This is a genomic window from Hyphomicrobiales bacterium (assembly GCA_030688605.1).
GTDB lineage: Bacteria > Pseudomonadota > Alphaproteobacteria > Rhizobiales > NORP267 > JAUYJB01.
The window spans coordinates 14,377-35,274 of record JAUYJB010000157.1 but is presented as its reverse complement, the minus strand read 5'-3'; the positions used below and the strand labels follow the sequence as shown (position 1 = coordinate 35,274).

Sequence of the window (20,898 nt, the reverse complement as noted above, 5' to 3'; positions counted from 1 at the left end):
CTTACCTCGCTTGCGCTGCGAATTTGACGATATCGCCGCGGGCTTGCAGTGCGGCTATGGCGGCTGCGGCATCGTCCTGCGACATAGTAGCCGTTTTGAGGCGAATAACGAAGACCCCGCCCGGCTTCGGCCCGTCGACGATGACGGCGCCGACCTCGTCCATCAGCTTGGCGATGTCCGCGGCACGGGCTCCATTCTGGAAGGCGACCAGTGCGCGCGGGCCGTCGCTCTGGGTTGTGGCGCTGTCCGAGGCGGTCTCGTAGCCGTCGGCGGGAACCTGCTGCTTGACCACGAACCAGCCGATGGTCGCGGCCTGGGCGCAGATGACCAGCGCGGCGGCGACACCGGCAAGCCGCAGGCCCATGGGGGCGGTTTCCGGCAGCCAGGCCGTCAGCGCCTTGAGCGCACGTGCAAATGCCCCGCCGCCCGCCGCCTGCGACCCCTCGATCGCGTCGATGTCGGCAATCAGCCGGTCGAGCATGCGCGCGCTCGGCGCGTCGATGGCGTCGCTGGCGACCAGCGTCGCGTCGATCTCCTCGCCGACGAGACCGAGCTGCTTGCGCGCCTCGGGGTGTTCCTCGAAATACGCCTCCACGGCGGCGCGCTCGTCTTCGTCGAGCTTGCCGGTGACGTACCACGGGATCAGCGCCTCGCGCTCATCCGGCTCGGTGGCGACTGCATTCTTGTCCTTGATCATGGCCAGCCTCTGTCGATTCCGGCCTCACGCAGGTGAACGGAAAGCTTCTGGCGGGCGTGGAACATGCGCGTCTTGACCGTGTTTTCCGGAACGCCGACGATTTCCGCGACTTCCTTGACCGATTTGTCCTGGTAATAGGCCAGGTCGATCACCTCCCGATGGTCGGTCGACAGAAGGTCGAGGCAGCGGCGGATGGCGTTGGCCTTGTCCGCCTTCATCGAAACAGTCTCGGGCGTATCGGCATCGTCCTCCACTGCCATCGCGGCAGCCTCGTCCAGGCTCTCTTCGGTGCGCTTCCTGAGCTCGCTGATCGCCCGGTTATGGGCGATCGAGAACAGCCAGGACGAGACGGCGGACTTGCCCTGAAAACCGTCCGCCTTGCGCCAAACATTGAGAAACACTTCGTTCACGAGTTCCTCCGCCAAAGCGTCGTTCTGCGTGAGGCGCACCAGGTAGCGGTAGAGCCGCATGTGATAGCGGGCGAAAAAGCTGCGGAGCGCGAGGCGATCCTTGCGCGCGATGCGCGATATGAGATCGACATCGGTTGCGTCTTCCGCGGACATTGCGCCTGTATCGTTCACGGCACGCCTTACGCCCTGTCAGACGCGGCTGGCCGCCAATTGGTTCAATTCCGTTCGCACGCAGACGCCGCTTTTCTCCGCCCGACCATAACCGAAGAGTGTTGCCGTTTGGTATGCAGGCCCCGGTTCAGCCCTTCGATCGCCCGCGCCTGGCGTCCGGGCGCAGGTGCCGCCGGCGGGTGAGCAGAAATCGGTTATAGAGCCAGGCGACCAAAATCCCAAACACGAAGCCGTTGACGAAGCCCCATACGGCACCGGCGATTTCGAACTATGGTTGCTTGCGGCGGAACAGGATCTCGCTCGATTGCATCGGCTCGCCGGTGGCCGCGTCCGTGGCCGTCGTGAGCATGCGGTATTCGCCTTCCGCGACCAGGCTGAGGGTGATGTAGGACCTCGCCGGGCGGCCGGTTATCGTGTCCTCGTAGCCCGCGTCCAAGAGCAGACGCTTCCCGTCGCTGGCGCCGCTGATCGATGCCGCTCCCTGCATCACCGGCGAGTTCATCGTGCCGTCGTAGCGCCCGTCGCCCAAGGCGCGGATGTGGCCCGAGAGCGCGCCGGTCTCGTTGCCGAAGGCGCAGCGGCCTTCCTGCTTGAGGACGGCGCCGTTCTCGGCGCTCACATTGGTGATGCGGCAATAGACCTTTTCAAGCGGCGCGCCGGGGTGCCGGACCCCGTTTCCACGCCCGATCCATTCGCCGACGAGCCCTTCGAGGAAGGCATCGGCGGCCGCCGGCAAGGCCCCCGCGAGGAGGAGGACGGCAGCGATCAGAGCCTTTTTGAAGGGTCCGCTTCGCCGGCGCCGGCAAGTTCCGATTGGGTCTTGGGATCGAACCATGATTTTGCGGGCCCCGCCATGAGCGCCGGGAGGAACAACAGGACGCCGATGAGGGCGCTTCCGAGCGTAACCATCACCAGCTTGCCGAACAAGTTGATCGTCGGCAGGCCGCTCGTCAACGTCGTCGTCATGCCGGTGACGATCACCAGCGTGGTGCCGATGAGAACCGGCCCGATGCGCTTCGAAACCACCATCAGGCGGCCGGCGAGGCTGTTCCCGTCGCCGCGCAGTTGGCGATAGCCGTTGAGGAAATGGATGGTGTCGTCGACGGCGATGCCGAAGGCGACGGTGAGCGCGATGACGCTGGTGAACTGCATGCCGCGGCCGAGCAGGAACAACAGGCTGCCGGTCGCCAATATCGGCAGCGCGTTGGGAAGAAAGGCGATGGCGCCGAAGCGCACGTCGCGGAAGGCGAGCGCGATCAGGGCGAGGCCCGCGATGACCGCGAAGCTCAGGCTGAGTTGGAGATTGGCGATCGCGCGGTCGCTCTCCCGCGCCGTGATCGCCGTGACGCCGGTGGCGACCACGTCGGCGCCGCCGGCCTGCCGCGCCGCCTGTTCGATGCGGTCGACGAGGGGGCGGGTCTCATGGGTCGGCGCCTCGTGAATGGTGAGCGTCACCAGCGCATCGCCGGAGCGGCCGACGAAACGGCTGCGGTCGGTGGGCGAGAGCTGGTCGAGAATCTCGTCGACGCGGCGTTTGAGGTCCGGCCCATCGGTCTCGCCGATCCATTGCGCGAGGCTCCACAGGGAGAGCGGCTGGCCGGCGCCCTCGATGGCGGCGACCGCCCGATGCACCGCGCCAACGCGCGCGATCGCCTCGGGGTCGGTCGGCGAGGCGGCATGGAGTGGCACCACGACGGCGACCGGGAAAGCGCCGCCGAAGGTCCGGTCGATGCGCCCCAGCGACGCGTTGGCCGGGTCGTCCTGCGCCAGATGCTCGCGGATCGAGTGCTCCGGGGGGACGGAGAGGTGCATCGCCCCGAGGACGAAGAACGCCGCCACAGCGGCGGCGCTGATCGGCCTGGCGTGACCGCCGGCATAACGGGCCATTGCCGTGCTTGGACCGGTCAGCCGGTCGAGCACCGTCGGCCGCGCCTCGTCCGGCTCCGACCAGCGCCCGGCCAGGAGGGGCGCCAACAACGCGTGCACGACAAGAACGGTCACCGATCCGAGGATCGTCGCGAAGCCGCCGGTCCAGCCGAGGGTGCGGATCATCGCCACGTCCGAGATGGCGAGCGACAGAAACGCCGCCGACGTCGTCAGCGCGGTCAGGATGCAGGCCGGGCCGATCTCGACCAGCGCCAGCCGCTCGGCCTCGGCAATCGGGCGATGGCCGTCGCGATTGCGCCGCAGCGCCGAATTGAGGTGCATGGCGTCGGCATAGCCGAGGATCATGACCAGCGCCGGAACCACATTCGACATCACCGTCACCTGAATGCCGAGGAGCCCCATGACGCCGAGCACGGTGAGCCCGGCGAGAACCGCCGGCGCCGCCGTCAGCACGGCGGCGGAAAGCGAGCCGAAGATGATCAGGCTGAGCAGGAAGCCGATGCCGGCGCCCGCCGCGTTGAGCACCTTCTGGTCGCGCACCAAAAGATCGACGATGCCGGCGCGGATCGCCGGAAAGCCGCCCACGGTCGCCGTCAGGCCGGTGCCGGCAAGGACGTCGCCGGCGACCTCCGCGATGCGCCGCTGCAATGCCCGGTGGACGGCGAGCCCCGCCTTCGGCGTGCTCGGCGTGACCGCGAACAGGAGCGCGGTCGCGTCCTCGGACAGCGACTTGGCGCCGAGCAGCGGATGCGCGCGGATCCTGGCGGCAAGCTCGGGGGTCAGCCCGTCATTCGGGTCCCTGACGAGGGTCGGCGCATTGCCCTGAGCGTCCGGCTGCTCGCGCAGGGAGAACAGCGACCAGACGCTTTCTGCGCCGTCGATGAGCTGGAGCTCGAACTGGAAGTCCTGCAGCCGCGTGAAATTTTCGGGCCGGCCGAGCCCTTCGCCTTCGACCAGCACCAGCGTCTCGTTTTCCGGGTCGGCGAAGTCCGCGGTGACCTGGGTATAGATCCGGTAGGCCTCGGTGTTGCCGCGAAACAGCTTGCGCAGCTCGTCGTCGAAGGAAATCCGCGTCAGCCCCAGGGCCACGAGTCCCGCCGCCACCACGACCAGCGCCCAGGCGGCGCGCCGATGGGCCAGCGCCAGCATGCCGACGCGCTCCAGCCCGAAGCCGAGCGAGGCGAATTTGTCGCTCACCGGCGCGATCCCTCATCACCTGCGGGCGAAAGCGTGCGAGTTGTTCCGGCCAAGCCCTGCCCCCCTAAGCGAGTCCCCGCCGATACGATGGCCAGCGCCCGGCCCGCTGTCAAACGCGCATGTCCGCGATTTAACGCCGCTCTAATCGAGCGTCCGCCGGAAGCGCAGGAGCGTCAATGCCCCGACCGCCAGGGTGAAGGCGACGATGATCCAGAATTCTTGCGCGAAATGAGCGAAATCGTTGCCCTTGAGCAGCACGCCGCGGACGATGCGCAGGAAGTGGGTCAAGGGCAGAAACTCGCCCAGCCACTGTGCCCATCCCGGCATGCCGCGGAACGGAAACATGAAGCCCGACAGGAGAATCGACGGCAGGAAGAAGAAGAAGGTCATCTGCATCGCCTGCATCTGGTTGCGGGCGAGCGTCGAGAACAGGTAGCCGAGACTGACATTGGCGGCGATATAGACCAGTAGGACCCCCATCAGCAGCCACAGGGAACCTAGCATCGGCACCCCGAAAAGATAGCGGGCGGTAACGAGAATGATCGCCACCTGAACGAAGCCGAGGCCGATATTGGGCGTGATCTTGCCGATCATGATCTCGCTCGCCCGGGTCGGCATGGCGAGCAAATTTTCCATCGTGCCGCGTTCGGCTTCCCGCGTCAGCGACAGGGCGGTGGACAGGATCGTGGTCATGGTCAGGATCACGCCGAGCAGCCCCGGCACGATGTTGTAGCGGGTGACGCCCTCTGGGTTGTAGCGCCGATGGATGACGAGGTCGACGGGCGGCGGCGCGGCGGCGAGCTGGGTGTACGCGCCACCGAGCTCGCGGGAGATGGCCCGGTCCGCCAACTCGCCGAAGGCGGCAAGCGCATTGCTGGAGGCGGCGGGATCCGTGGCGTCGGCGGAAACCAGGATCTGCGGCCGCTCGCCGCGCAGGAGCGCGCGCTCGAAGCCGACGGGCACCGTCACCACGAAGGCGACCTTGCCGGTGTCGAGCAGGCCGTCCGCCTGGTCCTGATTGTCGACGCCGCGCTCGATCTCGAAATAGCCGGAATTCACCATCGCCACCTCGACGGCGCGGCTGAAGCGGCTGTGATCCTCGATCAGCACCGCCGTCGGCAACCGCTTGGGGTCGGTGTTGATGGCGTAGCCGAACAGCATCAGCTGGACGATGGGGATGATCACCATCATCGCCAGGGTGAGGCGATCCCGGCGCAGCTGGATCACTTCCTTCAGCAAGATCGCAAGAGTACGCGAAGGCGACATCAGCTGCCTCGTCACTGCTGGCCGGTTTGTGCGACGCCCATGAACTGGATGAACACGTCCTCAAGGCTGGTCTCGCCCTTCGACCAGGTGAGGCCGGGGCGGTCGCGGAACGGCGCGATCGCGGCCTTGAGCGCCCCGTCGTCGGCGCCGATGACGTGCAGCGTGGTGCCGAAGGTGGCGACCTGGTCGATGCCCTTCTGCCGGCGCAGCTCGCCGGCCAGCGCATCGAGCCCCTTGCCGGCGACGACCCAGGTGCTGAGCCCGGCGCGCGCGACGACCTCGTCGGTCGTCCCCTCGGCGATGATGCGGCCGTAGGAGATGTAGGCGATGCGATGGCAGCGCTCCGCCTCGTCCATATAGTGGGTCGAGACCAGCACCGTGACGCCCTCGGCGGCGAGATTGTGCACCTCGTCCCAGAACTCGCGCCGCGCCTTGGGGTCGACGCCGGCGGTCGGCTCGTCGAGGAGCAGGAGCTTGGGTTCGTGCATGACGCAGGCGGCGAGCGCCAGGCGCTGCTTCCAGCCGCCCGACAATTCGCCGGCGAGCTGGTGCTGGCGGTCCCTCATGCCGAGCTTGTCGATGGCCGCGTCGACATGGGCGCGCTGCGGCCTGAGGCGGTAGAGGCGGGCGACGAATTCCAGATTCTCGCGTACCGTCAGATCCTCGTAGAAGCTGAAGGCCTGGGTCATGTAGCCGACCTCCGCCTTGATCCTGTCGCTCTCGGTGCGGATGTCGTAGCCGAGGCAGGTACCGCTGCCGCCGTCGGGCTTGAGCAGGCCGCAGATCATGCGGATGGTGGTCGTCTTGCCCGAGCCATTGGGACCGAGAAAGCCGACGATCTCGCCCTTTTCCACATGCATGGAGATGTGATCGACGACGGTCTTGCCGGCGAAGCGCTTGGTCAGGCCGTCGACCGCGATCACCGTCATGGCCCGGCCCCCGATCGCAGGGTGACGTCGACGATCTGGCCCGGGCTCAAGGTCACCGCCGGTCCGACCGGAACGGCCTCGACCATGTAGACCAGCTTTTGCCGGCTCTCGACGGAGTAGATCACGGGCGGCGTGAACTCGGCCTCGGACGATACGTAGCGCACCCGCGCCTCAAGGCCTGCCGGGCAGCCGCTGCAGGCAAGCGCGACCCGGTCGGACGGTTTGACATCGGCGCGCAGCGCCTCCGGCACGAAGAAGCGCACGACGCGATTTTCGTCTGGCAGCAGCGAGACGACCGCCGCATCGGGACCCGCCATTTCGCCGGGACGGCGCAGCACGATGTCGACGAGGCCCGCGATCGGCGCCTTGACGGTGAGTTGGGCCAGGCGCCATTCGGCTTGCGCCAGCAGGGCACGCCGGGCGGCGACGGCGCTGCGGGCCGCCTCGATCGCCGCCTCGCGCGCCGGCAGCTCCTCGACGGCGATTTGCCGCTTGAGGGCCTCGACCTGGGCCGCAGAGCGGTCATGGGCGGCCAGGGCCTCGTCAACGGCCGCCTGCGAGACGATCTTACGCGTGACCAGCTCCTGCTGGCGGTCCAGGCGCCGCTTGGCTTCGGCGAGACCCGCCTCGGCCTCGTCGAGCTGGGCGCGGGTCACGGCGATTTCCTCCGGCCTGCGGCCGCTCTCAAGATCGGCAAGCTCGGCTTGCGCGCGGGAAAGTTCAGCCCGCGCCGCCGCGACGGCGGCCGCCGCCTCCTCGTCGTCGAGCCGCGCGACGATGCCGCCGGCCTCGACCCGGTCGCCGCGCTCGACCGCGATCTCGACGATGCGGCCGGCCTCTAGCGGGGCAAGCGACACATATTCGCCTTCGACATAGCCGGAAAAGCTCAAACTCGGCGGCGGCGCCGGGCAATAGGGATTGACGGCGGCAAGCCAGGCGAAGGCGCAGAGCCATTCAAGCATCATCGCCCTCCCTTCTCGCTCGCCGGCCGTTCGGCGCCGAGCCGGGCGACGGTCCTGCGCAGCGCGTCCTTGATTTGCACCTCTTCGGCCCGCCCGATATTCCGCCAGCCCATGCGCCGCAGCACCGCGGCGCGGGCGACCCGGAAGATCAGCACCTGACCGATCATGGCGAAGGCGGTCAGCCTGGCGGCCGGAGATTCCAGCGGATCGCCGGTGATGGTGGCGATGAGATGGGTCATGAAGCCGTGCGCGCGGCCCATGACACCCTCATACAGAATGTCGAAGGCCGCGGTCGGGGCCATCTGCTCGCGCATGACGAAGCGCGCCCAGTTCTCGGTTTCCGGGTTGGCGACCATGAGATGGTTGAAGCTCAACAGGATGGCGATCAGGATCTGCCGCGCCGCATCGGGCGTAAGCTCATCCGCCCGCGCCCGGGCTTCGGCGATGATCGGCAGGACGGTGCCGGAAATTTCTCCGGCGATGTGCCCGGCAACGGCGGCGTAAAGCCCCTCCTTGCCGCCGAAATGGTATTTGATCGCCGCGATGTTGACGCCCGCCGCATCGGCCACGGCGCGCGTGCCGGTGGCCTCGAAGCCCTGGCGGCCGAACAGATCGAGGGCCGCCGAAATCAGCCTTCTCCGGGTCTCGCGCGTCGATGCGCGCAGCGCCGGTTCTGCGCGGTCTGGTCGTGGCTTCGTGCTCATTTGCGGCCTCCGTTGCGGCTTTTCGCGGGAGTAGGCGGCCCACCCGGACCATGGGCGCCGCCGGCCGGGCGACCTCTCCGGGCCGACGACAGGTCGTTATTTAATCAATCGATTGATTAAATTCAAGAGGGCAAGGCCGTGCGGTTAACGAAGGGTAGGGGCGGGGCGAGTGGAGGCGCCGGCGAAACGAGACCGCTAAGGCGAGAGCATGAACCGGTCCCATAATTCATTGTCCGGAAACGCTGTTGCGGAACTGCTTTGTGGACGGTTCCTTGGTAAGACTTGCACATTTGGCGTGACGTTGAGATATTCGCGTTAGGGAGAGGCCATATTTCACTGACGGGCACCGGTCGCGTTCAAAGTCCGTTGAACTCCCCGAATACGGTAGTATCAGGAGGGTTAGCTGATGAGCGAGCCGGAGAGAGCGCGGGAACCGTCGATGGAGGAGATCCTGGCGTCAATCCGCAGGATCGTCTCCGACAATAACCAAAAATCACGACCGGCGGTCGACGAGGCGCCGGCATATGCCGACGAATTTGCCCACCGGCCGATCGGGGTCGAAGAGCCGGAGATGGCGGCACACGGCGAACCGGCCGGCTACCTTGGCGAACACGAGGCCATGGACGCCGCGGAGGCGGCTTCGATCGTGGTCGAAGAGGACAGCGCCGTGGAAGATGCGCTGGCCATAGCCGATGCTGAAGCCCGGCAGCGCATCGGCGCTGTGCTCGGCGACAGCTTCGAAGAGGAAATGGGGGCCGGCATGGCGCACCATCCGGAGCCGGTCGAAGAGGCGGTCGAGCAGCCTTTCGCGGAGCCCGCCACGCCTGAAGCCAGCTACGAGGACATGGCCCAGCCCGGCCGCGAGGAGAGTAGCTTCCTGGAGCGCAGCGAGGCGGCGCTCGACGCCGCGTTCAGAATGCGGACGGCGAGCGAACCCGAATCGCAGCCGCACCATGACGTTACGTTTGAGAGGGAGGAACCGGCAACCATGGAAGAACCGGCGGCCATGGAAGAACCGGCAGGCATGATCGAGCCTGCGGCAAGAGAAGAGGATACTAGGCTCTTGTCCTCGCCCACGGACGCCTCGGTCGCCTCGGCATTTGCCTCGCTCGAAAAATTCGTTCAATCCACCCATTCGCGCAACCTGGAGGAGGTGGTCTCGGGGACGCTGCGGCCGCTGCTCAAGGAGTGGCTCGACGCCAACCTGCCGCCGCTGGTCGAGCGGCTGGTGCGCGAGGAGATCGAGCGCGTCTCGCGCGGCCGGCGATAAAGCCGTTAGCGCCGCTCTAGCCCGGAACGAACGTTGACTTGCCGCGGCGGTTGGGCTTTACAGCGACCGCAATGGTGGAAACGGGCTTGTCCGCATAACATGCTTGAAAAGACCTATCGGCCGCAGGATGTCGAAGCGCGGCTTTACTCTCTGTGGGAGGAAGCGGGCGCGTTTGCGTGCGGCCGGCCCGAGCGCGCGGACGCCGAGCCCTTCTGCATCGTCATCCCGCCGCCGAACGTCACCGGCTCGCTGCATATGGGCCATGCCCTCAACAATACCATCCAGGACATTCTGGTGCGCTTCGAGCGCATGCGCGGCAAGGACGTGTTGTGGCAGCCGGGCACGGATCACGCCGGCATCGCCACGCAGATGGTGGTCGAGCGCCAGCTCATGGAAAAGGGCGAGCCGAACCGGCGGACCATGGGCCGGGCCGCGTTCATCGAGCGGGTGTGGGCGTGGAAGGAGGAATCCGGCGGCCTGATCACCAACCAGCTCCGGCGGCTCGGCGCCTCCTGCGACTGGTCGCGCGAGCGCTTCACCATGGACGAGGGTCTGTCGAAAGCGGTTCTCAAAGTGTTTGTCGAGCTTTACCGCAAGGGCCTCATCTACAAGGACAAGCGGCTGGTCAACTGGGACCCGAAGCTGCTCACCGCGATCTCCGACCTGGAGGTGGTGCCGGTCGAGACCAGGGGGCATCTGTGGCACCTGCGCTATCCGCTCGAAGAAAAATGCTTCGATCCCGACAATCCGGCGACGTTCATCACCGTCGCCACCACGCGACCGGAGACCATGCTGGGCGACGTGGCGGTGGCGGTTCACCCCGACGACGAGCGCTACCGGCGTCTCGTCGGCAGCCACGTCATCCTGCCGCTCGTCGGGCGCCGCATGCCCATCGTCGCCGACGAGCACGCCGACCCGGAGCAGGGCTCGGGCGCGGTCAAGATCACGCCGGCGCACGACGTTAACGACTTCGAGGTCGGCCGCCGCCACGGGCTTTCGCCGATCAACGTGCTCGACCCGGAGGCGAGGATCACGCTGAAGGACAATGCTGCCTTCCTCAAGGGCGTGCCGCAGTCGGAAGATCTGGTGAAGACGATCGCGGCGCTCGACGGCCTCGACCGCTTCGCCGCTCGCCAGCGCCTCGTCGCCATGATGGAGGAGCGTGGGCTCGTCGAGAAGGTCGAGGACCATGTCATGGCGGTGCCCTATGGCGACCGCTCCAACGTCGTCATCGAGCCGTACCTGACCGACCAGTGGTATGTCGACGCCAAGACGCTTGCCGGACCGGCGATCGAGGCGGTGGAGCAGGGGCGCACCGTCTTTGTCCCGAAAAACTGGGAAAAAACCTATTTCGAATGGATGCGCAACATCCAGCCCTGGTGCATCTCGCGCCAGCTCTGGTGGGGCCATCAGATCCCGGCTTGGTACCACATTTCACACCATGAACTTAACGACCTCAGTCCGTCAGATGCGCTTCATTTAGGTGAGATACGCAAAGACTTGCACCCATTTGTGGTTGTCGAGTCTCAGGAAGAAGCCATCGCTGCTATTCAAGAGCGCTTTTCAAGCCTACAGGTCGAAGTCGTGGATGGCCCCGAACAAGCAGCAAAGCTTTGGCTGAATGAACGCGCAATTGGAATATGGCGCGACCCCGACGTGCTCGACACCTGGTTCTCCTCGGCGCTGTGGCCTTTCTCGACCCTGGGCTGGCCGGAGGAAACGCCGGAGCTGAAGCGCTTCTATCCGACCGACGTGCTGGTCACCGCCTTCGACATCATCTTCTTCTGGGTCGCGCGGATGATGATGATGGGCCTTCGCTTCATGCACGAGGTGCCGTTCCGCACCGTCTATATCCACGCCCTGGTCCGCGACGAGAAGGGCCAGAAGATGTCGAAGTCGAAGGGCAACGTCATCGACCCCCTCCGGCTCATCGACGAATATGGCGCCGACGCGCTGCGCTTCACGCTCGCCGCCATGGCCGCCCAGGGCCGCGACATCAAGCTTTCGGCCGGCCGCGTCGAGGGCTATCGCAACTTCGCCACCAAGCTGTGGAACGCGGCGCGCTTCTGCGAGATGAACGAATGCGTCCGCGTTGCCGATTTCGACCCGAAAGCGTGCCGTGAGATCCTCAACCGCTGGGTCGTCGGCGAGGCCGAGCGCGCGGCAAAGGCGGTCGGCGAGGGCATCGAGACGCACCGTTACAACGAGGCGGCCGCCGCCATCTACAGGTTCGTCTGGAACGTCTTCTGCGACTGGTACGTGGAACTGTCGAAATCGGAGCTGTCGGGCGAGGATTCGGCGGCCAGGGCCGAGACCCGCGCCGCCGCCGCTTGGACCCTCGACCAGATCCTGAGGCTTCTCCACCCCTTCATGCCGTTCCTGACCGAGGAGCTGTGGCAGCGCACCGGCGAGGCCGGGCCCGCGCGCGAAAGCCTGCTCATCCTTGCTGACTGGCCGGCGCTTGACGGTCTTGCCGACGCCGCGGCCGACGCCGAGATCGGTTGGCTGATCGATCTGATCGGCCAGATCCGGTCCGTGCGCATGGAGATGAACGTGCCGGCCGGCGCCCTGATCCCGCTGGTTCTGGTCGGTGGGAGTGAGGAGGCGCGCACCCGCGCCGGGCTCCATGGCGAGACGATCCGGCGCCTGGCGCGGCTTGAGACCATCAGCTTCGCTGGCGCGGCGCCGCAGGGGGCGGTGCAGCTGGTGCTCGACGGCGCCACCGCCGCCCTGCCGCTCTCAGGCATCATCGATCTCAAGGCGGAACAGGCGCGGCTCGAGCGTGAAATCGCCAAGATCGACGGCGAGATCGGAAAGATTGTCCAGAAGCTCGAAAACGAGAATTTCATCTCCCGCGCGCCCGAGCACGTCATCGAGGAACAGCGCGAGCGCCATTCCGACGCCGAGCACGCCCGCGCCCGCCTGTCCGAGGCCCTGAAGCGGCTCCAGGGCGCGGCCTGAGCGTTTCGACGCCCCCGAGGCGGGAATCTGTTGCTACGGCGCAACAGTTAACCAAGATTCGTGTCACTGCGCGGCCCGTTCGGCCAATGCCCCCGTTGCGCCATAAACCCTTGATAGCCGAAAAGGATAAAGGGACGCCGAAGCCGGCTCGAACCGGTACCGGCGGGAGGTGTTGCGCGGCGGAGACAGGTGCATGGACGCGAAGACATATGACAAGGCGCGGTTGCCCAGCCGCCATGTCACCGAAGGGCCGGAGCGCGCGCCGCATCGTTCCTACTTCTACGCCATGGGCCTGTCGGCGCAACAGATCCACCAGCCGCTGGTCGGCGTCGCCACCTGCTGGAACGAGGCCGCCCCCTGCAACATCGCCCTGATGCGCCAGGCGCAGGCGGTCAAGCAGGGCGTTGTGCACGCCAGCGGCACGCCGCGCGAATTCTGCACCATCACCGTGACCGACGGCATCGCCATGGGCCACCAGGGCATGAAGTCGTCGCTGGTGTCGCGCGAGGTGATCGCCGATTCCGTCGAGGTGACCATGCGCGGGCATTGCTACGATGCGCTGGTCGGTCTCGCCGGCTGCGACAAGTCGCTGCCGGGGATGATGATGGCCATGTGCCGGCTCAACGTGCCGTCGGTCTTCATCTATGGCGGATCGATCCTGCCCGGCACCTTCAAGGGTCGGCCGGTCACGGTGCAGGATTTGTTCGAGGCGGTCGGCGAATATTCGGTCGGCAAGATGAGCCTTGACGATCTCGACGAGCTCGAGCAGGTCGCCTGCCCCTCGGCCGGCGCCTGCGGTGCCCAGTTCACCGCCAACACCATGGCCTGCGTCAGCGAGGCGATCGGGCTTGCCTTGCCCTATTCCTCGGGCGCGCCGGCACCCTACGAGCTGCGCGACGCCTTTTGCGCCGCCGCCGGCGAGAAGGTCATGGAGCTTGTCGCCCGCAGGATACGCCCGCGCGACATCGTCACCCGCGAGGCGCTGGAGAACGCGGCGAGCGTCGTGGCGGCGACCGGCGGTTCGACCAATGGCGCCCTGCACCTGCCGGCGATTGCGCATGAATGCGGCATAGAATTCGACCTGTTCGACGTCGCCGAGATCTTCAAGAAGACGCCCTATATCGCCGACCTCAAGCCGAGCGGCAAATATGTCGCCAAGGACATGTACGAGGCCGGCGGCGTGCCGTTGTTGATGAAGACGCTGCTCGAAGGCGGATATCTGCACGGCGGCTGCCTGACGGTGACCGGCCGCACCATGGCCGAGAACATGGCCGCCGTGAAATGGAACCCGCACCAGGATGTGATCCGCCCGCACGACGATCCGATCTCGCCGACCGGCGGCGTGGTCGGGCTCAAGGGCAACCTCGCGCCCGACGGCGCCATCGTCAAGGTCGCCGGCATGAGCTCGACGCGCTTTTCCGGCCCCGCGCGCTGCTTCGACAGCGAGGAAGAGGCCTTCGAGGCGGTGAACAAGCGCAAATACAAGGAAGGCGAGGTGCTGGTCATCCGCTACGAGGGGCCGCGCGGTGGGCCGGGCATGCGCGAGATGCTGTCGACGACGGCGGCGCTCTACGGCCAGGGGATGGGCTCCAAGGTGGCGCTGATCACCGACGGGCGCTTCTCCGGCGCGACGCGGGGCTTCTGCGTCGGCCATGTCGGCCCGGAGGCGGCCGTCGGCGGCCCGATCGGGCTTCTGCGGGACGGCGACATCATCGAGCTCGACGCCGACAAGGGACTCCTCGGCGTCCGATTATCGGATGCCGAGCTCAAGGCGCGGGCCAAGAAATGGACGCCGCGGGAAACCGGCTATCCCTCCGGCGCGCTATGGAAATATGCCGAGCAGGTGGGCCCCGCGCGCCATGGCGCGGTCACCCATCCCGGCGCATCGGCCGAAGAGAAAAGCTATGCCGATATCTGACCGCCATTCGTGGATTGCAGGCGCCGTTTTCGCGGTTCTCGTCGCCGGGACCGGCGCGCCCGCCCTGGCGCTCGATCTGGAGGCGAAAATCGGCGACGACACCCCGCCGGCGCAGGCCTACCAGATGGCCCTGCGCGCCTACCGAGACGGGCATACGGACGAGGCGCTGAGCGCGCTGGAGTTCGCCGCCGGCAAGGGTTACGCCAAGGCGCAGTGGGAGCTTGCCCGCCGCTATGCCGACGGTAACGGGGTCAAGCGCGACACTTTGAAGGCGTTCAGATATTTCCAGATTCTCGCCGACCAGCACGCCGAGGACAATCCGTTCGTCTCCACCGCGCGGATCGTCGCCGATTCCTTCGTCGAGCTTTCCCACTACTACCTTTCCGGCATCCCCGAGGCCGGCGTCGTCCAGGACATCTCCCGGGCTTTCAACCTGCTCTACCACGCCGCCACCTATTTCGGCGACGCGGAGGCGCAGTATCGGCTCGGCATGATGTATCTGGAGGGCAAGGGGCGCAATCCGAGCCCGGCGACGGCCGCGAGATGGCTCAATCTCGCCGCCAAGAAGAACCATGTCGGCGCGCAAGGCGAATTGGGCCGGCTGCTCTATGCTGACAAGAATGGGCCGCAGGACAGGCTCAAGGGCTTGATATTTCTCGAGGTGGCGCGGCGCCGCGCCGACCCGGCAAGCCAGGCGTGGGTCATCCAGACACACGACGAGATTTTCGCCACCCTCGACGGCAACCAGCGGCAGCTGGTCACGTCCGCGGCCGACAGGTGGGTCGAGAAATATGGCGATCGCCGCTAGAGCGGTTCATGGTTCCCTATAACCATGAACCGCTCTAGGCCGGCCCTCTAATCCCTCTCCGAAAGCTCGATCCACACCGGCACATGGTCCGACGGCTTTTCCCAGGTGCGCGTGCGCTTGTCGATGCCCGCCGCGATCAGCCGGTCGGTGGCCTGTGGCGACAGCAGCAGATGATCGATGCGGATGCCGTTATTCTTCTGCCAGGCGCCGGCCTGATAGTCCCAGAAGGTGTATTGGCCGGGTGAATCGTCGCAAGCCAGAATCGCGTCGGTCAGGCCGAGATTGACGAGCGCGCGGAGAGCCGAGCGGCTCTCCGGCTGGAATAGCGCGTCGTCGGCCCAGGCTTCCGGGTCGTGAACGTCGTCCGGCGTCGGAATGACATTGTAGTCACCGGCGAGCACGAACGGCTCCTCGAGCTCAAGCAGCTTGTGCGCGTGGGCGTGCAGGCGCTTCATCCATTTCAGCTTATAGTCGAACTTGTCGCTGCCGATAGGGTTGCCGTTGGGCAGATAGATCGAGGCGACGCGCACGATGCCCTTGCCTGCCGGGACGACGGCCTCGACATAGCGCGCCTGGGTATCGTGCTTGTCGCCGGGAAGGCCCCTGCCGACCTCGTCGAAGGGGCGCTTCGACAGGATGGCGACGCCGTTGAAGCCCTTCTGGCCGTGCACCGCGACATTGTAGCCGAGGCTTTCGAGGTCTTCGGCCGGAAAGCCCGGATCCTCGCACTTGATTTCCTGCAGGCAGACGATCTCCGGGCCGACATCCTTGAGCCACGCGGTCAGCCCCTCTATGCGGGCCTTGACGCCGTTGATGTTCCAGGTTGCGATCTTCATGGGATAGGAAAAACCCTTTATGTCATCTCGTTAATTGTCCGGCGGCTTGCGCGGCCACGCATATGGCTACACTCACAATGGCTGCCGTCCGCGAATCATGCCCGCCATACCCCAAGAAAGGAATTTCGCAGCCCCCGCCGCTTCCACGCAATTGGAATCCGCCTCGCGCGTAAGCGCTACGCAAGACCAACCGCGCCAAGGCCCACTGGCGGCGGCGCAACCCCCTTGATAAGGTCGCGGACATTTGGCGCGCCGCGCGCCGAATATTGGAGGATGGGGACGTGCAGCAGACACTTGTCTTGACCTTTATCGCCGAGGACAGGCCGGGCTTGGTCGAGAGACTATCCGAAGCGGTGACCAAGGAAGGCGGAAACTGGCTCGAAAGCCGGATGGCGCACCTGGCCGAGAAGTTCGCGGGCATCGCCAGGGTCGAAATTCCTGGCGACAAGGTCTCGTCCTTCAAGAATGCGCTAATGGCTCTCGAAGCGGAAGGCTTCCGTCTTACCGTCGAGGAGGCGACGGTCGCTGCTCCGTCCGGCGGTACGGTGCTCACTCTCGATCTCGTCGGCCCGGATCATCCGGGAATCGTGCGCGATATTTCCCACTGCTTGGCGGAACGGGGCGTCAGCGTCGAGGAAATGGAGACCGATATTCGGCAAGCCCCCATGGGCGGGGGAGCCCTGTTTTATGCCCAGGCTCGGGTTCGCGGCCCCGCGAGATTGAACGAGGAAGAGCTTCGCCAAGCCCTCGAGGGACTGACCGCCGCGCTGATGGTGGACATCACACTGCGCGAGGAGATCTTGAGCCCCAATCCATGACGATGGTGACGAGGCCGATTTGACTGTCCAGGTCGCGATCTTCATGGCAACGGCCCCATCCTCTCTTGCCGGCTACACCATCCCCGTCAGCGCGGTGGTCAGATAGCGCTGCGGGTCGGGGGCGCCCTTCTTCGGCATCATTGTCTTGATCCAGGTGCGGCGCTCGAAATCGAGGATCGCAAGCTCCCAGACCCTGCCGATGAGGCCGAGATCGGTGATGTCTTCCAGCGTCGTTGCGTCCTCGCGCGCGCCGCGGAACATCCTTTGGCGCAGCGTGTCGCCATTGACCCACCAGACCGGAAGGTACCAGTTGGCGCGCTCGCCGGCATGGACGATCAGGATGGCATGGCTGCCATTGGTCAGGTCGGGCGCGTCGGTGGAGCCGGCCAGCGGCAAGGCCGCGATCATCGTGCGGGCGTGGCGGGCGAGCATAAATTCACCCTCCTCGGGCCGCCGGCTCGAGCCCAGAATCAGATATTGCTTGATCGTCCAGCCGCGATGCTCCTCGATGCCGAGGAAGGAGACCTGCCGCTTGTGGTAGCGGACGTGAGTCATGGCGCCGCAGGCTAGATGGAAAAACTCGTGCCGCATCCGCAGGATGCGGTGGCATTCGGGTTTTTTACTTGAAATGATTGCCCGATCAGGTCGTCGACATAGTCGATTTCCGAACCGGCCATATAGATTAGTGAGACGGAATCGACCACCACCGAGGCCCCGTCGCGGGTTACCAGCAGATCGTCCTTGTCGCGCTCGCGTGCAAAGTCGAAGCCGTATTGAAAGCCCGAGCAGCCGCCACCCGAGACGCTGACCCGCAGCATGGTGCCGGCGGGCTCATCTGCGAGAATGGCGGCGATGCGCTTGGCGGCGCGTTCGCTCAATGTCACGGCTGGCTGGTTCATCCGGGTCTCCAAGGCGGCCGGGATTGGGTCACCCGATCCACCCGGATTAGGTAATATGTGCGGGGCGCATGTCAAATGGAGGTTTCTTGAAAATCATGGCGCGCGGCGGCGGGCAGGGGGCAGGCGAGGCGGGTTGCTCGGCCAGGGCGGCTTTCGCCTGCTGGCCGCAGCACAGCCGCGGCAGGCGCACCCCGGAGCCGGACAGCCCGACCCGCAGCCCGTTTCAGCGCGACCGCGACCGCATCGTCCACTGCACCGCCTTCCGCCGCCTCAAGCACAAGACCCAGGTCTTCATCTATGACGAGGGCGACCATTACCGCACCCGGCTGACCCATTCTCTGGAGGTCGCCCAGATCACCCGCTCGCTCGCGCGGACCCTGCGCCTTGACGAAGACCTGGCCGAGGCGCTGGCGCTCGCCCACGATCTCGGCCATCCGCCCTTCGGCCATGCCGGGGAGCGGGCGCTCGACGCGGCGATGGCGCCTTATGGCGGCTTCGACCACAACGCCCAGAGCCTGCGCGTCGTCACCCGGCTCGAACGCCGTTATGCCGACTTCGACGGCCTCAACCTCACCTGGGAGGCGCTGGAGGGGCTGGTAAAGCATAACGGGCCGCTGACCGCCGAGGACGGGGTACCGCTCGGCCAATATGCCGCCACCGGCCTGCCTCACGCGATTCGCGCCTATCAGCGCGTGCAGGACCTCGAATTGTGGTCGCAACCCTCACTCGAAGCGCAAATCGCGGCCATTTGCGACGATATCGCCTATGACAGCCACGATCTCGACGACGGGCTGCGCGCCGGCCTGTTCGCGCTCGAGGAGCTTGCCGACGTGCCGCCGGTCGATGCCTGCCTTGCCGAGGTCGAACGGCTCTATCCGGAAACCGAGCGCCCGCGCGCCGTCAACGAAATGCTGCGCCGGCTGATCACCGCCATGGTCGATGACGTCATCGCCGAGACGGGCCGCAATCTTGACCGACTGAGGCCCGGGACGGTCGAAGACGTGCGCCGCGCCGGCCGCGGCATGGCCGGCTTTTCGGCCGGGCTCGGCGAGGCGGAGCGTAGCCTGAAGGCATTTCTCAACGTCCGCGTGTACCGCCACGAACGCGTTGAGCGGATCATGCAGGACGCCCAGGGGATCGTTGCCGCGCTGGTTGAGAGATACATGGCCGACGCGGGGGCGCTGCCGGAGGCTTGGCGCGACGGCATCGCCGGGGTCAGGGAAGATATCCGAGCCCGGCGCATCTGCGATTTCATCGCCGGCATGACCGACCGTTTCGCCCATCTGGAGCATCAGCGTCTGTTTGACGCCACCCCGGAATTGCGTTAGGTGCGGCGCACATTCCGCCCCGTCTCCGGCGCAGTTTCGCGGTGAATTCGCATGAACGTCTTTGCCGACTTCGTCATCCGTGTGCGCGAAGCCGTCCTTTCGCTGGCGCGCGAGGGCGCGCTGCCCGAAGGGCTCAACCTCGAGCGCATCGCCGTCGAGACGCCGCGCGAGGCGGGCCACGGCGACCTTGCGACCAACGCCGCCATGGTGCTTGCCCGACAGGCGGCCATGAAGCCGCGCGAGCTTGCCGAAAAGCTTGCCGGCGCGTTGGGGTCCGATCCGGACGTGGAAAGCGTCGAGGTCGCAGGGCCGGGCTTCGTCAACGTCACGCTGAAAAGCGCCTATTGGCATGGATTCCTGAAGGCGATGCTGAAGGCCGGCGCGCCGTTCCCGCTCGAGGATATCGGCAGGCGCACTCGCATCAATGTCGAATATGTCTCGGCCAACCCGACCGGGCCTTTGCATGTCGGCCATTGCCGCGGCGCGGTGTTCGGCGACGCGCTTGCCAACCTGCTGGCCCGCGTCGGCTACGCGGTGACCCGCGAATATTACGTCAACGACGCCGGCGCCCAGGTCGATGCGCTCGCCCGCTCCGCCTATCTGCGCTACCGCGAGGCGCGGGGCGAGGCGATCGGACCGATCCCTGAAGGCCTCTATCCCGGCGAGTACGTTTCGGTTACCGGGCGGGCCATCGGCGATAAGTACGGCGACAAGCTCAAAGACCAGCCCGAGAGTGAATGGCTAGCGAAAGTGCGCAAGATCGCGATCGAGAACGAGATGAGAAAGATTCGCGATGATCTCGATGCACTGAGAATTCGGCACGACGTGTTCTTTTCCGAGCGATCACTCACAGAGGGGCCGACCGACAAGGTGGCCGAGACCATCAGGTTGTTAAGAGCGAAGGGGCTCGTCTATGAAGGCAGGCTTCCGCCGCCCAAGGGCCAGCCGCCGGAAGATTGGGAGGACCGCGAGCAGACGCTGTTCCGTTCCACCGCGTTTGGCGACGACATCGACCGGCCGCTGATGAAGTCCGACGGTAGCTACACCTACTTCGCCTCCGACATCGCCTACCACCGTGACAAGATCCAACGCGGCTTCACGACCCTGATCAACGTCTGGGGTGCGGACCACGGCGGCTACGTCAAGCGCATGCGGGCCGCCGTCGCCGCGCTGACCGACGGCAAGGTTACGCTCGACGTGAAGCTGTGCCAGCTCGTGCGCCTGCTGCGCGGCGGCGTGCCGGTGAAGATGTCCAAGCGCGCCGGCGAGTTCGTGACTCTCAGGAACGTGGTCGATGAGGTCGGCCCCGACAGCGTCCGCTTCATGATGCTGTTCCGCAAGAACGACGCGCCGCTCGATTTCGACTTCGTCACCGTCACCGAGCAGTCTCGCGACAACCCGGTGTTCTACGTTCAATACGCCCATGCGCGGGCCCATTCGGTGCTGCGCAACGCGGTCGAGGCATTTTCTGACCTTAACGTAAACGCCGCTGCTCTGGCCGAAGCCGACCTCGCGCAGCTTGCCGATAGGGGAGAAATCGGCCTTATCAAGCGCCTCGCCGAGTATCCGCGCGTCGTCGCCGCGGCGGCGCAAACGCACGAGCCGCACCGCGTCGCTTTCTATCTGCACGAGCTTGCGAGTGACTTCCACGCCCTGTGGAATCGGGGCAAAGACTTGCCACAATTACGTTTTATTAACTCAGACAATCCAGGCTTGTCCCGAGCGAGGGTGGGTCTGGTTCGAGCGGTTGCCCTGGCGCTCGCGGAGGGGCTAGGCATCCTTGGCGTGCACGCTGTCGAGGAAATGCGCTAAAATGGGGGAGCAAATCGTGTGATGG

General features: G+C 66.0%; 18 protein-coding genes. 7 read left to right on the top strand and 11 right to left on the bottom strand.

All coding sequences use genetic code 11. The annotated features are described in order from the left end of the window. Position 1 precedes the first annotated feature (1 nt). The 8 genes from Q8P46_16540 to Q8P46_16505 form a co-directional block, all read right to left on the bottom strand. On the bottom strand, positions 2–697 hold the full coding sequence (locus Q8P46_16540; protein ID MDP2621755.1) for a hypothetical protein: 696 nt from the start codon (positions 695–697) through the stop codon (positions 2–4). Further along, the gene (locus Q8P46_16535; protein ID MDP2621754.1) at positions 694–1,260 is read right to left on the bottom strand and encodes a sigma-70 family RNA polymerase sigma factor; all 567 of its coding nucleotides are present in this window, start codon (positions 1,258–1,260) and stop codon (positions 694–696) included. Before Q8P46_16535 ends, Q8P46_16540 begins: the two co-directional genes overlap by 4 nt. Before the next feature lie 286 nt (positions 1,261–1,546). Then, complete coding sequence (locus Q8P46_16530; GenBank protein MDP2621753.1) at positions 1,547–2,014, bottom strand: hypothetical protein; 468 nt, start codon at positions 2,012–2,014, stop codon at positions 1,547–1,549. A 29-nt stretch (positions 2,015–2,043) separates the two neighbouring features. Further along, positions 2,044–4,362, bottom strand: a complete 2,319-nt coding sequence (locus tag Q8P46_16525; GenBank protein ID MDP2621752.1) for an MMPL family transporter — start codon at positions 4,360–4,362, stop codon at positions 2,044–2,046. A gap of 141 nt (positions 4,363–4,503) precedes the next feature. Further along, on the bottom strand, positions 4,504–5,628 hold the full coding sequence (locus Q8P46_16520; protein MDP2621751.1) for an ABC transporter permease: 1,125 nt from the start codon (positions 5,626–5,628) through the stop codon (positions 4,504–4,506). 11 nt (positions 5,629–5,639) lie between these two features. Beyond that, positions 5,640–6,557 carry an ABC transporter ATP-binding protein gene (locus Q8P46_16515; GenBank protein ID MDP2621750.1) on the bottom strand — a complete coding sequence of 306 codons (918 nt, stop codon included), beginning with the start codon at positions 6,555–6,557 and terminating at the stop codon, positions 5,640–5,642. After that, on the bottom strand, positions 6,554–7,522 hold the full coding sequence (locus tag Q8P46_16510; GenBank protein ID MDP2621749.1) for an HlyD family efflux transporter periplasmic adaptor subunit: 969 nt from the start codon (positions 7,520–7,522) through the stop codon (positions 6,554–6,556). Before Q8P46_16510 ends, Q8P46_16515 begins: the two co-directional genes overlap by 4 nt. Beyond that, positions 7,519–8,223, bottom strand: a complete 705-nt coding sequence (locus Q8P46_16505) for a CerR family C-terminal domain-containing protein (GenBank protein MDP2621748.1) — start codon at positions 8,221–8,223, stop codon at positions 7,519–7,521. Before Q8P46_16505 ends, Q8P46_16510 begins: the two co-directional genes overlap by 4 nt. Positions 8,224–8,629: 406 nt before the next feature. On the opposite strand from Q8P46_16505, the gene Q8P46_16500 reads away from it, so the two are divergent. The 4 genes from Q8P46_16500 (at position 8,630) to Q8P46_16485 (ending at position 15,180) form a co-directional block, all read left to right on the top strand. Beyond that, the gene (locus Q8P46_16500; protein MDP2621747.1) at positions 8,630–9,493 is read left to right on the top strand and encodes a DUF2497 domain-containing protein; all 864 of its coding nucleotides are present in this window, start codon (positions 8,630–8,632) and stop codon (positions 9,491–9,493) included. A 99-nt stretch (positions 9,494–9,592) separates the two neighbouring features. Beyond that, the gene (locus Q8P46_16495) at positions 9,593–12,454 is read left to right on the top strand and encodes a valine--tRNA ligase (GenBank protein MDP2621746.1); all 2,862 of its coding nucleotides are present in this window, start codon (positions 9,593–9,595) and stop codon (positions 12,452–12,454) included. 193 nt (positions 12,455–12,647) lie between these two features. Continuing rightward, complete coding sequence (gene ilvD, locus Q8P46_16490) at positions 12,648–14,372, top strand: dihydroxy-acid dehydratase (GenBank protein MDP2621745.1); 1,725 nt, start codon at positions 12,648–12,650, stop codon at positions 14,370–14,372. Next, positions 14,359–15,180 carry a tetratricopeptide repeat protein gene (locus Q8P46_16485; protein ID MDP2621744.1) on the top strand — a complete coding sequence of 274 codons (822 nt, stop codon included), beginning with the start codon at positions 14,359–14,361 and terminating at the stop codon, positions 15,178–15,180. The genes ilvD and Q8P46_16485 overlap by 14 nt, the downstream gene beginning before the upstream one ends. 47 nt (positions 15,181–15,227) lie before the next feature. Here the strand turns inward: Q8P46_16485 and xth are convergent, their stop codons facing one another. After that, positions 15,228–16,016, bottom strand: a complete 789-nt coding sequence (xth, locus tag Q8P46_16480) for an exodeoxyribonuclease III (GenBank protein ID MDP2621743.1) — start codon at positions 16,014–16,016, stop codon at positions 15,228–15,230. Positions 16,017–16,297: 281 nt separating this feature from the next. On the opposite strand from xth, the gene Q8P46_16475 reads away from it, so the two are divergent. Next, on the top strand, positions 16,298–16,834 hold the full coding sequence (locus Q8P46_16475; GenBank protein ID MDP2621742.1) for an ACT domain-containing protein: 537 nt from the start codon (positions 16,298–16,300) through the stop codon (positions 16,832–16,834). A 72-nt stretch (positions 16,835–16,906) separates the two neighbouring features. On the opposite strand, the gene Q8P46_16470 is transcribed toward Q8P46_16475, so the two are convergent. Both Q8P46_16470 and erpA read right to left on the bottom strand, forming a co-directional pair. Next, on the bottom strand, positions 16,907–17,389 hold the full coding sequence (locus Q8P46_16470) for a hypothetical protein (GenBank protein ID MDP2621741.1): 483 nt from the start codon (positions 17,387–17,389) through the stop codon (positions 16,907–16,909). 11 nt (positions 17,390–17,400) lie between these two features. Beyond that, positions 17,401–17,733 (bottom strand): iron-sulfur cluster insertion protein ErpA, encoded by a 333-nt coding sequence (gene erpA / locus Q8P46_16465; protein MDP2621740.1) that lies wholly within the window; start codon positions 17,731–17,733, stop codon positions 17,401–17,403. A 95-nt stretch (positions 17,734–17,828) separates the two neighbouring features. Between erpA and Q8P46_16460 the strand changes: the two genes are divergently transcribed. Together Q8P46_16460 and argS are read left to right on the top strand one after the other, a co-directional pair. After that, positions 17,829–19,061 carry a deoxyguanosinetriphosphate triphosphohydrolase gene (locus Q8P46_16460; GenBank protein ID MDP2621739.1) on the top strand — a complete coding sequence of 411 codons (1,233 nt, stop codon included), beginning with the start codon at positions 17,829–17,831 and terminating at the stop codon, positions 19,059–19,061. Positions 19,062–19,112: 51 nt separating this feature from the next. Further along, positions 19,113–20,873, top strand: coding sequence for an arginine--tRNA ligase (argS, locus tag Q8P46_16455; GenBank protein ID MDP2621738.1), 1,761 nt, complete (start codon positions 19,113–19,115; stop codon positions 20,871–20,873). Positions 20,874–20,898: the final 25 nt, after the last annotated feature.

Coding starts and splice junctions, on each gene's coding strand:
- Q8P46_16540 (MDP2621755.1), bottom strand. CDS start 697: ATGATCAAGGACAAGAATGCAGTCGCCACCGAGCCGGATGAGCGCGAG.
- Q8P46_16535 (MDP2621754.1), bottom strand. CDS start 1,260: ATGTCCGCGGAAGACGCAACCGATGTCGATCTCATATCGCGCATCGCG.
- Q8P46_16520 (MDP2621751.1), bottom strand. CDS start 5,628: ATGTCGCCTTCGCGTACTCTTGCGATCTTGCTGAAGGAAGTGATCCAG.
- Q8P46_16515 (MDP2621750.1), bottom strand. CDS start 6,557: ATGACGGTGATCGCGGTCGACGGCCTGACCAAGCGCTTCGCCGGCAAG.
- Q8P46_16510 (MDP2621749.1), bottom strand. CDS start 7,522: ATGATGCTTGAATGGCTCTGCGCCTTCGCCTGGCTTGCCGCCGTCAAT.
- Q8P46_16505 (MDP2621748.1), bottom strand. CDS start 8,223: ATGAGCACGAAGCCACGACCAGACCGCGCAGAACCGGCGCTGCGCGCA.
- Q8P46_16500 (MDP2621747.1), top strand. CDS start 8,630: ATGAGCGAGCCGGAGAGAGCGCGGGAACCGTCGATGGAGGAGATCCTG.
- Q8P46_16495 (MDP2621746.1), top strand. CDS start 9,593: ATGCTTGAAAAGACCTATCGGCCGCAGGATGTCGAAGCGCGGCTTTAC.
- ilvD (MDP2621745.1), top strand. CDS start 12,648: ATGGACGCGAAGACATATGACAAGGCGCGGTTGCCCAGCCGCCATGTC.
- Q8P46_16485 (MDP2621744.1), top strand. CDS start 14,359: ATGCCGATATCTGACCGCCATTCGTGGATTGCAGGCGCCGTTTTCGCG.
- xth (MDP2621743.1), bottom strand. CDS start 16,016: ATGAAGATCGCAACCTGGAACATCAACGGCGTCAAGGCCCGCATAGAG.
- Q8P46_16470 (MDP2621741.1), bottom strand. CDS start 17,389: ATGACTCACGTCCGCTACCACAAGCGGCAGGTCTCCTTCCTCGGCATC.
- erpA (MDP2621740.1), bottom strand. CDS start 17,733: ATGAACCAGCCAGCCGTGACATTGAGCGAACGCGCCGCCAAGCGCATC.
- Q8P46_16460 (MDP2621739.1), top strand. CDS start 17,829: ATGGCGCGCGGCGGCGGGCAGGGGGCAGGCGAGGCGGGTTGCTCGGCC.
- argS (MDP2621738.1), top strand. CDS start 19,113: ATGAACGTCTTTGCCGACTTCGTCATCCGTGTGCGCGAAGCCGTCCTT.